The 11,438-nt window shown below is 63.5% G+C and carries 10 protein-coding genes and 1 pseudogene; 4 read left to right on the top strand and 7 right to left on the bottom strand.

The features are described 5' to 3' along the window. Nucleotides 1-39: 39 nt before the first annotated feature. Nucleotides 40-1,296: a hypothetical protein gene (locus tag ACYHH6_RS29605; protein ID WP_352589874.1), complete on the bottom strand. Its 1,257-nt coding sequence runs from the start codon at nucleotides 1,294-1,296 to the stop codon at nucleotides 40-42. 155 nt (nucleotides 1,297-1,451) lie between these two features. On the opposite strand from ACYHH6_RS29605, the gene ACYHH6_RS29600 reads away from it, so the two are divergent. Both ACYHH6_RS29600 and ACYHH6_RS29595 read left to right on the top strand, forming a co-directional pair. Then, nucleotides 1,452-2,498 carry a CapA family protein gene (locus tag ACYHH6_RS29600; RefSeq protein WP_352589871.1) on the top strand — a complete coding sequence of 349 codons (1,047 nt, stop codon included), beginning with the start codon at nucleotides 1,452-1,454 and terminating at the stop codon, nucleotides 2,496-2,498. 53 nt (nucleotides 2,499-2,551) lie between these two features. Beyond that, the gene (locus ACYHH6_RS29595; RefSeq protein WP_352589868.1) at nucleotides 2,552-3,529 is read left to right on the top strand and encodes a DUF3137 domain-containing protein; all 978 of its coding nucleotides are present in this window, start codon (nucleotides 2,552-2,554) and stop codon (nucleotides 3,527-3,529) included. Nucleotides 3,530-3,534: 5 nt separating this feature from the next. On the opposite strand, the gene ACYHH6_RS29590 is transcribed toward ACYHH6_RS29595, so the two are convergent. Beyond that, a complete protein-coding gene (locus tag ACYHH6_RS29590; protein WP_352589865.1) occupies nucleotides 3,535-4,029 on the bottom strand; it encodes a YegJ family protein in 495 nt (164 codons plus the stop codon). Nucleotides 4,030-4,134: 105 nt separating this feature from the next. Next, a pseudogene (locus tag ACYHH6_RS29585) lies at nucleotides 4,135-4,655 on the bottom strand (hypothetical protein). Nucleotides 4,656-4,941: 286 nt separating this feature from the next. Here ACYHH6_RS29585 and ACYHH6_RS29580 point away from each other — a divergent pair. Then, nucleotides 4,942-5,571 (top strand): hypothetical protein, encoded by a 630-nt coding sequence (locus ACYHH6_RS29580; protein WP_352589862.1) that lies wholly within the window; start codon nucleotides 4,942-4,944, stop codon nucleotides 5,569-5,571. 82 nt (nucleotides 5,572-5,653) lie between these two features. On the opposite strand, the gene ACYHH6_RS29575 is transcribed toward ACYHH6_RS29580, so the two are convergent. Further along, nucleotides 5,654-5,794, bottom strand: a complete 141-nt coding sequence (locus ACYHH6_RS29575; RefSeq protein WP_352589859.1) for a hypothetical protein — start codon at nucleotides 5,792-5,794, stop codon at nucleotides 5,654-5,656. Between the two features lie 669 nt (nucleotides 5,795-6,463). Here ACYHH6_RS29575 and ACYHH6_RS29570 point away from each other — a divergent pair. Next, on the top strand, nucleotides 6,464-7,402 hold the full coding sequence (locus tag ACYHH6_RS29570) for a diacylglycerol/lipid kinase family protein (protein WP_352589856.1): 939 nt from the start codon (nucleotides 6,464-6,466) through the stop codon (nucleotides 7,400-7,402). 72 nt (nucleotides 7,403-7,474) lie between these two features. Here ACYHH6_RS29570 and ACYHH6_RS29565 read toward each other — a convergent pair whose 3' ends face one another. Genes ACYHH6_RS29565 through ACYHH6_RS29555 form a run of 3 tightly spaced genes read right to left on the bottom strand, consistent with a single transcriptional unit; the run spans nucleotide 7,475 to nucleotide 11,216 of the window. Beyond that, nucleotides 7,475-8,392 (bottom strand): NAD(P)-dependent oxidoreductase, encoded by a 918-nt coding sequence (locus ACYHH6_RS29565; RefSeq protein WP_488500500.1) that lies wholly within the window; start codon nucleotides 8,390-8,392, stop codon nucleotides 7,475-7,477. Then, complete coding sequence (locus ACYHH6_RS29560) at nucleotides 8,389-9,603, bottom strand: mandelate racemase/muconate lactonizing enzyme family protein (RefSeq protein ID WP_352589851.1); 1,215 nt, start codon at nucleotides 9,601-9,603, stop codon at nucleotides 8,389-8,391. Before ACYHH6_RS29560 ends, ACYHH6_RS29565 begins: the two co-directional genes overlap by 4 nt. Beyond that, the gene (locus ACYHH6_RS29555; protein ID WP_352589848.1) at nucleotides 9,600-11,216 is read right to left on the bottom strand and encodes a GMC family oxidoreductase; all 1,617 of its coding nucleotides are present in this window, start codon (nucleotides 11,214-11,216) and stop codon (nucleotides 9,600-9,602) included. The genes ACYHH6_RS29560 and ACYHH6_RS29555 overlap by 4 nt, the downstream gene beginning before the upstream one ends. Nucleotides 11,217-11,438: the final 222 nt, after the last annotated feature.

Raw genomic sequence — 11,438 nt, 5'->3', positions numbered from 1 at the left:
GGGTGTCAGGAGCTGTGGCGCGAGTGCCTGGCGATTGCCTCAGTTGAACCACAGCGCGAAGGTCAAAAACCCGGCGCCGCCGAACTGGCGCTGGATCTGGTCGAACTCGTCGCTGGTCAGGATCTTGCCGCTCTCGAGATAGGGCGCGACGGCCGGGCCGGTGATCGACAGCACCAGATCGAAATTTTTCGGCTCCTCGAAGAAGCGCTTCATGTTGATGCCCTTGTCGGCGATACGGAAATGCGGCAGCAGCGTGCGGCCTTCGAGCAGATCCTCGGCCATGGTCAAAGTGGCAAGCCAGGCCTGCACCTGTTCCTCGCCGACTTCGAGACCGGTCAGCGGGTTGGCGCCCTTCTGCTGCGGGCCGGGCAGCCATTCGCGGTCATTGTCGGTCTCAGTGCGGATCGCCTTCCAGTCCTCGCGCGACAGCCGGATCATCTCCAGTAGATGGCGGCGCGCGGACTGCCGGCGCTCGGGCTCGACCACCGGCCAGTTGACGAGGTGGACCAGCGAAATGAAGTCGGCAATGCGCCATTCGGAGGCCAGCATGCCGCCGCTGGTGCCGCCGTCCAGCGGCACGAGAATGTCCTGCAGCGGCAGTTTGGCGTGCGGGAACAGCATGTGGAACGAGCCGTCGAACATGTTTCTGAAATCATGCGCCAGCCAGAAATCGGCCTGCGCCATCAGGAACTCCGCATAGCCCTGCAGCCAAAAGCCGTCGGCGCGGTCGAAGCGGAAGGCGAGCGCCGGCGCGGTGTCGTCCGGGGCGATGCCGCCACGCGCCAGCGAGGCCATGATGGCGGCCATGCTTTCGTCAGGCGCGATGGCGCCGTCCTCGTTGAGGTCGATGCCGACATGGGTGAGGTCGATGACCATGCCGATATCGGCATCCGCCGGCACCGAGCCCAGCGTGGCGGCGGATTTCTCCAGCCGGTCGCGGAAGGCGACCAGAATGGCGCGGAACTGTTCATAGGTCAGCGGTTCGGGATTGGGATTGTCCGGAACCGGAAGCCGCATCAGCGGCAGCATGAAGGATTGCGGGCTATCGAAGCCGTGGCGGTGCAGGCCGCCGGCCAGGATTTCCAGCGCGGTGAAGAACTCGCCCGCGCCGGCGGCGTAGGCCGCTGCCGGATCACCTGATGACGCAGCCTCGAGCGTGGCCAGCGCGGTGTTGCGGTCAGCCACGGTCTTCGCCTCGAACAGGGCGGAGGCTGCTTCGGGCGACGCGGCGGATGCCGAAGACAAGGGCAGCAAAAGAAGGAAGGCGGACGCCAACAAGCTTGCTACATGTGTCATCTCATTCCTCCACTATGCCATTGCGCGGACCATACACGTATTCAGTGCGCCGCGTCTGCCCATTACGAGCGGCAGTGTTTCGAGGCTGACGGTCGACACTTCCCGGGCAGACCGTCTACACAAGCCAACCGATTGGGCAAACGATTGGGCGTCGCGTGTCGAACTATCCGCTTTCCTACAAACTGTCATGGCTGCCGCGCTTCCTGAAGCCGTCGCTCGGCGGCGATGTCAGGGACTTTGCGCCGATTGCGGCGACAACCATCATCGATCCGCCGCCGGCGCGGAGGGTACGTCTGGTGTTCGTCGGCGACATTTCGGCGGTGGCCAACCGCAGCGCGCCGGAGTGCGATCCAATGATCGCAAAGCTGCTGGGCTCAGCCGATCTGGTGATCGGCAATTGCGAAAGTCCGGTCGTTGAGCGGCCGAGCGTGGCACTCGGCACGCGGCTCGGCACGCACCATGCGATGAGCGAACGGTTTCTCGCCGACGCACTTACCGCCGTCGGTATCGCGCGCGAAAAACTGGTGCTGTCACTGGCCAACAACCATGTGCTGGATCAGGGCGTCGCCGGTTTCGACGAGACCGTTGCAGCGCTGGAACGGCTCGGCATCCGCACCATCGGCACCGCGAAAAAAGGACCTGTAGAGCAGGTCAAGGCCGGGCCGCTGACGATCGGCTTTGCGGCATTCACGCTGTGGCGCAATGCCGACGCTTCGCCGTTCACCGAGCGGGTGTCGATGCAGAGCGACCCGGCGGCATGGGTAAAAGACGCCACGGACAAGAGGATTGATCTGCGCTGTGCCGTTCCACATTGGGACTGGGAATTCAGGCATTTTCCGCGCCCGCAAACGCAGGCGCTGGCCAGGCTGCTCGCAGCGCATGGCTTCGGACTGATTGCCGGACACCATGCCCATGTCGTGCAGCCGGTGCAGTGGGTCGGCAAGACGCTTGTCGCCTATGGGCTCGGCGACTTCCTCGGTACCGCTTTGGCGCGCCAGCCATGGCCCGGCCGCATCGGCGGCATTTTCGTCGTCGATGTCAGCGCCGATCTCGGCAAGCGCGGCGCCATCGCCGGCTACAGGATGTATCCCTTCATGCGGCTCCGCGCCGGCGGGCATGACCGGTTGGTCCCGGTCGAGGCGCTCACCGACCCGATAAAGGGCAAGGTCGAGGCGCGGCTGAAGGCGATTTTCGGCGACTGACGACTTTCCGAAAAAACGGTAGGATAGGCGAAAATGGGGCTTGCGAGGGGGCGATGGAAACAGCGGATTTCATGCCTGATGAAACGGTTATCGCCGGCATCAGGAAGAACATCGAAGCCTATGAGGCCGGACGCGCCTCGGCCTATCGCCAAGTGCGCTGGCGGGTGCCGGTGTTTCTCGGGCTGCTGCTGGTCTTCGTCGCGCTGGTGGCCTGGTTGTTCAACAAGGTCGCCGACTTGAACGAGCAGTGGTTCTCGACACCGCATGTGTTCCTCTATGTCGTTGGTTTCTTCGCGGCGCTGCTGCTCTATTTCCTGGCGATGAGACCGGCGACGCGGCTGCAGCAATCGTTCCGCGACACGCTGCTGCCGATCATTTTCGGCTTCATCAGGGATGTGCGCTATCAGCACAGCGTGACGCCGAATTCCTTCGACCGGCTGCCGCGGGCCGTGGTCGGCGCCTTCAACCGGCAGAGCTTCGACGACATCGTGTCAGGCCGCTACGAGGAGTTTCCGTTCGAGCTTTACGAGGCGGAGTTGCGCCAAGGCTCGGGCAAAGGCTCGTCGACGGTCTTCAAGGGCGTCATCGTCGCCTTCGAGACGATCGCGCCATTCCCCGGCACATTGGTGGCGACGCGGCGCAGCAATGCAGTGGTCGGCTTCTTCCGTGGCATCTTCGCCGGCAAGATGCAGGAGCTGTCGAGCGGTGACCCGCTGCTCGATAGTGACTATGAATTCCGCACCGACAATGTCGCCGCCGCCCAGCCGCTGGTCACTGGCCGGCTGGCGCAGGCGCTGAAATGGCTGCATGAGACATGGCGCGATGATCCGGCGCGGGTCGCGCTCAACGGCAGCGACGGTTTCCTGCTGTTGCCGCAGCCGAAGAACTTTTTCGAGCTGCCCGCCATTTCCGTGCCGCTCGACTACACCAGCCATATTGCGCCGATGATCGCCGATATGGGCGCGATCCTGGCGACGGCGGCGCTGGTGCGCAAGATCGGCGCGACGGATGGGGAGATCCAGCCAGGCTGACCCCGTCAGCAGTCGAAGCCGTAATTCTGGCGATAATAGTCGGCTTCTTCCTTCGATATCGTCTTGAACAGCACGCAGACGGTGAAGCTGCCAACCTGGCGGCCGTTCCTGGTGTAGCCCCAGTCGGAAATATCGTCGCGGGTGAATTCGAGTTCCTGGCCGGCAGTCACGTTGTGCACGGCCTGCGGCTCGTTCGCCAATGTTCCGGCAAAGCCGCTTGCTGTCTTGTGGAAGGGGATGATCCAGAAGTGTTCCGAAGTGTCGCCGTCCTTGACCTCGACCTTCAATTTGTAGTCGGTGGTTCCGGCTGGCGGTGCCTCCGACAAGGTCAGGAATTGATCGAGGCTGGCGCGCGCCTGCGCAATGGCGGCCGCCATGTCCGGATCGTCACGGGCGACGTTGACGACCTTGTCGTCGCCCTGCTGGGAATTTTGCGCCCCGGCCGAAATCGGAGCGGACGCCAGCATCAAGGACAGCATCACGCGAATTGCATGCTTCATGGAAAGGTGCTCCTCCGTGCCGATGCCTCACACCATCATGCATCTATCTGGAGTTTTCAACGGCAGTGCGACACCGTGGTATGGCCCGAATGGCGCGGCCGCCGCTCACAGCCCGCTCGGCACCAGCCCTGCCAGCCAGTTCGCGGATCGCTTGGCCATGCCGACCGTTGCCGATGCGGCACGGCCGAGATCGGTCTTGACCACCGCATAGCCGTTCCTGGTGCGGTAGAGCACGCCGGTTCCGCCATCGACCATTTGCTCGTAGGCGACGGGCCGGGCTGCTGCCGCTTCCATGGCCGTCGTCGGCGAGCCGACCGGAACGCTCGGCCGATGGCTCAGTTCCGGCGGCAACGGGCTTTCAGACTGAACACTCCGGCTGGCTGGCCTCAGTTCCGGGCGGGATGCGGTCGCCGCCAGTTGCGAAGAGGATGCCGACCCCTTGGTGCGGCAGATGCCGGAACCAGCGGATAGTTGAAATTCTTCTGATGCAGCATCTGGTTTTTCATCGCCGCTTCGCAGTCGGCGATGGTCGCCCACTTCGCCGGCGTCTCGCCGATATATTCGCAAAGCTTGGCGTCGCAGTCGCAGCCGACGATGGTCATGGCGACAAGGGCGGTCTTGATCACGGTCTTGTCCTTCGGATTGCCCCCCGGCAGCCAACCCCTCCATCGCGCGCGAACAAGGCGGGATTTTGGCCACGATCGCGCAATGAGCCAGGCGATGCGTTTTCAGGAGCGGCTCACAATAGGTGGATTTCGAGATGCCCGGGAGCAGATAGGGCGGCGACCATGATGCGTTTGCGAAAGAAGGGCAAAATAAATATTGCCTTCTATGACAGCAACAACTGTTTCCTGGCGCGGTTTTCTATTACGATACTGGCGGGGCGATACAACAATATCGGGAGGGGTTGCCATGGGAAGAATTGTCCGGTCCGCTGAGCCTGTGTCGAGAAGCAATCCGACGCTTGAGGGCATTCCCGGCGCTGCTCCGCTCGACGTCGACGACGGCGATCAGGACGCAGGATCGAAAGGCGGCGACGGCTATCTCGACCGGGTGGCAAAGTATGTGCCCGCCGAAGTCGTGGCATTCTTCATCTTCGTCAATTCCATCCTCGACAACGCGGCCGAGGAGCCGGTGGCCAAGGCGCTGTCCGATGCGGTGGCCGCAGAATCCAAAGGCATTCCGGGGGACATTCCGGGCGCGGTACGAGCAGCCATCTACAAGATTGAAATGGCCGGCATCAGCGTCTGGACCATTTCATGGGCCGTGTTGTTCATCGCACTGGCAATGACGCCGATCTATCTTAAATCGGTGAGCGATGCCGCCGACAATGCGGAGGCTCCCGGCGCCAACATCGTCATGTCGATGCTCGCTTTCCCGTTCTGGGCTTACGCTGTCGATGCGCTGGCCCTCAGGCCATGGCATGACGGGGCGCTGGCCAGCATAATGCTGGCCACATTCACGCTCATCAGCGGCGCTGTACGGCCGGAATATATAAACTCCGTCCTCAATTTGATCCCGGGCATCGGATCAAAGAAGTAGGCCGGCATGGGGGCCGGCCTCGTCGTAGTGCGGAAGTCGCGGCTTCAGCAATCGTAGACGTGCTCCAGCCTGGCGCCGGCCCTCAGCAGCGCCGGCAGCAAAGGTGCAGTTTGCGCACGGCGACGATCAGCCCGGTGCGGTGGTTGGCCGGATCGACCGGGATCGGCTGGCTGAACAGCACGCGGGCGCCTTCGGGCGCCGCAAGCTCGGCCGCCGACAGCACGTTAGCCGATTTTGCCGAGGGTTGCAGCCCCAGCTGGAAAGGTATGTGGGAGGCCCGAAGGACAGTCGGCGCCGGGATTTCTCCCAGCGCCTCCCTGTCAGATCAGGACACGGTCGGGCAGCAACTTCCCTAGAGATGTCGCGCCATGCCGGCCTTGATGTTGACGGCCCTGCCAGTCACCACCCGAAGGCGATGCCCGTTCCAGGCCACGCCGTTCTCCACTCTTGCGAGCTTCGCTCAGCGTGCCATCGAAGGTTTTTGCCGTCCTTCATGGCAGCATCGGTCCGCCGTTGGCGTTCGCACGCTTTCCGCGGCCCCGTAGGTCTCGGCATCCGTCCCTCGAACAGGCAAGCCTGCTCTCGCTTCGGGCCGTACGGGCCTCAGGAAATCCGCCTTTTCGCTTTGCCTTTCGGCGTGGCGATCGGTAGCCGCCTGAGATGGGTTAAACTTACGCCGGGTAAGGGTTTTGGGGAATGGGGGTGAGCCTGTGGATAACGGGATTATCGGGGACGGTTTGCCACAAACCTCGGAATCTCGGCGTCGGCTGCCTTAGACAGCCTGCCCGCTTTTTGACGCCCAGCCGGTTGTACCCCTTGCTCCGCACGCAGGCGCGGGTTTCAATGCCGGCAAAGCATCGCGCCTATCGGCTCGGTGCGGGGAGGGTGCGCTTTGAAAGTCGGGGTGGTGCTCAATCCGATTGCCGGTGGCGGCCGGCTGAAACGGCATTGGCCGGAGGTCGCCGCGTCTCTGAAAACCCATTTCGGCGACTTCGAGCTGCGCGAGACGCAAGCCGAGGGCGACGCCGAAAGGTTAGCGCTCGACCTCGCGGCCAGCGGTTTCGATCTGGTGATCGCGGCTGGCGGCGACGGCACCGCCAGTGAGGTGGCGGATGGGTTGCTGCAGGCATTCGATGAGAGCGGCCGGACAACCGAGCTTGGGTTGCTGCCTTGCGGCACAGGGATCGACTTCGCCCGCGGGCTCGGCCTGCCGAAAGAGGTGGACGCAGTGCTGAAACGGATCGCCGAGGCCAAGGCGCGCAAGGTCGATGCCGGGCGCATCTGCTACATCGACGATCATGGCGCGCTGGCCAGCCGCCATTTCATCAACATCGCCAGCCTCGGTCTGTCCGGCGCCACCGACCGCGCCGTCAATGCCGACAAGCGCAAGGGTAAGATGTCGGCCAAGGCGCTGTTTCTCTGGCGCACTGTGGTCGAATTCGTCCGCTACCGGTTCCAGGACGTCCGGATCACCGTCGATGACGGCATGCCGGTCGAAGCGCGCATGGCGCTGGTGGCGGTGGCCAACGGCAAATTCTTCGGCGGCGGCATGATGATTGCGCCGGACGCTGAGCTGGCCGATGGTCAGTTCGACATCGTCATCCTGCGGGCGGCCGGCAAGCTGAAGCTGATCTGGGACATCCGCCTGCTCTATGGCGGACGGCACCGCAACCATCCGGCTATCACGATCCTGCGAGGCCGGAAAGTGGTGGTCGAACCGCTCGGCGATGTCGAGAAAAATGGCGCGCTTGTCGACATAGATGGCGAGTCGCCGGGGCGTATTCCCGCGACCTTCGAGATTTTGCCCGGAGCGCTGACGCTGAGATATTGAATCAAGTGCCTTAGGTGCTGATTCTGAAGGCCCGACTAAGCCACTGAAGACATTGGCTAAATATTTTGCCGGCTAGGTCTCAAGTTTGGCCGGGAAGCCGGGTGCACGCAGGTCGGTGCCGACGGCATCCTCGAGCAATTTGACGATCTGGGTCGACCAGGCGCTGCCGCCATAGGCCGCTTTGCCCTGCTCGAAAATCGCGTTGACGCGCGTGGCAAGGTCGAGCGGTACGCCGGATTGTTCGGCCATGGCGAGCGCGAAGCCGAGGTCCTTCAGCGCCAGGTCCATGGTGAAGCCGATGTCGTAGGAGCCGTTGAGGATGAGCTGACTTTCTGTCTCATGGACGAAGCTGTTGCCGGAAGAGGCGACGATGGCGTGGTAGGATTGGGCAAGGTCGAGGCCGCCCTGCCTGGCCAGCATCAGCGCCTCGCCGGCGGCGACGAGATGGATGAAGGCCAGCATGTTGGTGATGACCTTGATCACCGCCGCCGAGCCGACCGGTCCCATCAGGAACGATTTTGCGCACATTGCTTCGATTGCTGGACGATGCCGCTCATAGAGAGCTGCATCGCCACCGACCAGCGCGGTGATCTTTCCCACTGCCGCCAGATGCACACCACCGGTGACCGGGCACTCCAGCGTTTCGACGCCCTTGGCCAAGGCGAGAGCTGCCAGTCGCAGAATCTCATCGCGACCATTGGTCGACATCTCGATCCAGGTGCCACCCTTGGGTAGGCCTTCGAGCAGGCCGTCGCCACCCGTCAGCACAGCTTCGCTGACCTTTGGCGAAGGCAGGCAAGTGATGGCGTTGCCGGCCTGCGCCGCCGCTTCGGCAGGACTAGCTGCTGCTGTCGCGCCGAGCGCAACCAAGCGCTCGGCGGAGGCGGGGTCACGGTCGAAGACGATGACGGCAAAACCGTTGCGCAGCAGGCTGGCGGCAAGGTTGCCGCCGAGATGGCCAAGGCCGATGAATGCGTAGCGCTCTCTCACGGCATCAGCGGCGTCTGCATCATCTGCAGATGCAAATCCTTGCCGGTGTAGGGATGCGCGTCGCAGACCGCCTCGTTGAGCTCGACGCCGAGCCCGGGCTCCTTCGACGGGATGACGTCGCCGTCCTGCCATTCGATCTTCTTCTTCAGGAGCGCGGCGTGGAAACCGTCCCACTGCTTCAGCGATTCCAGGATGAGGAAGTTGGGCAGCGTCACTGCCAGCTGGATGTTGGCCGCGCCGACGATCGGCCCGCAATAGCAGTGCGGCGCGACCTGGATGTGATAGGCCTCGGCCATGGCGGCGATCTTCTTGGTTTCCAGAATGCCGCCAGAGCGGCCGAGGTCAGGCTGCAGGATGGTCGCGGCGCGGTTCTCGATGACGCGGGCAAATTCAAACTTGGTCGTCAGGCGCTCGCCGGTGGCGATCGGGATGGAGGTGCCGCGAGCCACCTGCGCCATCACTTCGGGCATGTCAGGCGGCACCGGCTCTTCGAACCACAAGGGATCATAGGGCTCGATGGCGCGCGCCATGCGCAGTGCGCCCGATGCGGTGAACTGGCCATGCGTACCGAACAATATATCGGCGCGGGTGCCGACAGCTTCGCGGACCGCCTTGATCATGCGGGTGGAGACATCGATGTCGACGAGGCGCGGCTGGTGACCGTCAAAGGCCGTGTAAGGGCCGGCCGGGTCGAGTTTGACGGCAGTAAACCCCTGCTCGACATATTCGAGCGCGCAGGCCGCCGCCAGCTCGGGGTCGTTGTAGACGTTCCGGCCGTCCGGCGCGTCCTCGGAATGGACGCTGCCGGTGTGCGGATAGAGATAGGTGTAGGTGCGCAGCGTCTCGTGCACCTGGCCGCCGAGCAATTTGTAGACCGGCTTGTTGGCTTCCTTGCCGATGATGTCCCAACAGGCCATTTCGAGTGCGGAAAAACAGCCCATGCCGGAAACATCCGGGCGCTGGGTGAAGCCGGAGGAATAGGCGCGGCGGAAAAAGTTCTCGATGTCGTGCGGGTCGCGCCCGACGAGATAGCGCTCGGCCATGTCCTCGACCATTTTCGCGGTCGTGTGGGCCGAGAAGGTGGCGTTGTAGGCCTCGCCATAGCCGACGACACCGCCATCGGTGGTCAGCTTGACGAAGATGAAATACTTGCCGCCGATGCCTGGCGGCGGATTGCCGACAACCCAGGTCTTGACGTCGGTGATCTTCATTTTTGGTCCTCCAGAACCAGTTCGGCGCCCTTCCATCCGGTCATGATGGCGGCGGCGTTGGTGTTGCCGGTGATGTTGGCGGGAAAGATCGAGGCGTCGATGACGCGCAGGCCGTCGAGCCCATGCACTTTCAGGCGCGGATCGACGACCGCCTGCCCGGCATCGGGGCCCATGCGGCAGGTCGAGACCGGGTGATAGACGGTGCCCGAGCGCTTCCTGAAATCCGTGATCAGGTCGGCATCCGACTGGATCGATGGCCCCGGCAAAACCTCTTCGGCGATGATCTCGGCCATGGCCGGCATCGAGGCGATCTTGCGCACGAATTTTACCGCCGCCAGCATCTCGTCGACATCGGCATTGGTGGAGTAGGCGTTGGCGACGATCTTGGGATAGTACAGCGGATTGCTGGAGCGGATCATGATCTCGCCGCGGCTCGACGGGCGGCAGTTGGACAGGCCGATGGAGAACCCCGGCCATGGGTCCGGCGTCAGGATAGGCCGCTCGCCGCTCTTTGGAATAACGGTGGAGAAGGCCTGGAAATAAAGCTGCATGTTGGGGCGCGAGAACGCCGGGTCGGTGCGGAAGAAGCCGCCGCCATGGTTCATCGACAGCGACAGCGGACCCGAGCGGGTGAGGATGTATTGCATGCCGACCAGCAGTTTTCCCCACCAGGGGCGCAGGATCTGGTTCAGCGTCGGCACCTTGCCCTTGAAGGTGTAGTTGATGCCGACATGGTCCTGCAGATGCGCGCCGACATTTTCGTTGGCGTGGACGACAGGAATGCCGAGGCCCTTGAGCAGCGCCGAGGGGCCGACGCCGGACAGCTGCAGCAGCTGGGGCGAGTTGATCGAACCGGCGGAGAGGATGACCTCGCGACCGGCGCGGGCGGTCTTGGTCTCGCCGTTCTGCTGGTACTCGATGCCGACGGCGCGCTTGCCTTCGAACAGAATTTTGCTCGCCAGTGCATTGGTTTCGACGCGCACATTCGCGCGTTTCATCGCCGGGCGCAGGAAGGCGCGCGCCGCCGACATGCGACGGCCACCCTTGGTCGAGATCTGGTAGACGCCGACGCCTTCCTGGACGGCGCCGTTGAAGTCGGGATTGAGCGGCAGGCCCGCCTGCTGGCCGGCAGCAAGGTAGCGTTTGGTCAGCGGATGGACGGCGTTCGTGGTGTCGGTGATGTGCAGCGGCCCGCCGGTGCCGCGCCATTTGTCGGCGCCGGCCTCATTGTCCTCGAGCGCCTTGAAGCCCGGCAGCAAATCGTCATAGCCCCAGCCGGGATTGCCGGCATCGCGCCAGTCGTCAAAGTCCTCGCGCGCACCTCTGATCCAGACCATGGCATTGATCGAGCTTGAGCCGCCAAGGAGCTTGCCGCGCGGCCAATGGTCGACATTGCCGCCGAGACCGGGGTCCGGTTCGGGCTTGTAGCTCCAGTTGACCGCCGGGTCGAAGAAGGTCTTGCCATAGCCGAGCGGCATCTGGACGTAAAAACGGCGGTCGGTGCCGCCAGCTTCCAGGACCAGCACGGAGTAGCGGCCGGAAGCCGACAGTTTGTCGGCGAGAACCGAGCCGGCCGAGCCGGAGCCGACGATGATGAAGTCATAGGTCTGCATGATTGGTGTTGGCGGCTCCGCAAAACTGGGGGCAGCCTAGACGCGACGGCTTTGCCAAGTCGCCGCACCTTCCGGCATGCGTTGTGAAAAATGCGACCGCGAGACGCCTGGTTCGGAAATGCCAACAGGGAAACGACATTGCGCCGCCAGCCTCGCACATCGCGTTGACCTCCCGGCGCCGTGACGCTACGGGATCGAGGGCAATCGTTTCAGGGGATTTGG

It is taken from the genome of Mesorhizobium sp. P171375, assembly GCF_057786075.1.
Note: the sequence above shows the minus strand (reverse complement) of the source record. Positions and strands in the feature narration are given on the sequence as shown.

Coding starts and splice junctions, on each gene's coding strand:
- ACYHH6_RS29595 (WP_352589868.1), top strand. CDS start 2,552: ATGGAAACAGCGGATTTCATGCCTGATGAAACGGTTATCGCCGGCATC.
- ACYHH6_RS29580 (WP_352589862.1), top strand. CDS start 4,942: ATGGGAAGAATTGTCCGGTCCGCTGAGCCTGTGTCGAGAAGCAATCCG.
- ACYHH6_RS29560 (WP_352589851.1), bottom strand. CDS start 9,603: ATGAAGATCACCGACGTCAAGACCTGGGTTGTCGGCAATCCGCCGCCA.
- ACYHH6_RS29590 (WP_352589865.1), bottom strand. CDS start 4,029: ATGAAGCATGCAATTCGCGTGATGCTGTCCTTGATGCTGGCGTCCGCT.
- ACYHH6_RS29605 (WP_352589874.1), bottom strand. CDS start 1,296: ATGACACATGTAGCAAGCTTGTTGGCGTCCGCCTTCCTTCTTTTGCTG.
- ACYHH6_RS29555 (WP_352589848.1), bottom strand. CDS start 11,216: ATGCAGACCTATGACTTCATCATCGTCGGCTCCGGCTCGGCCGGCTCG.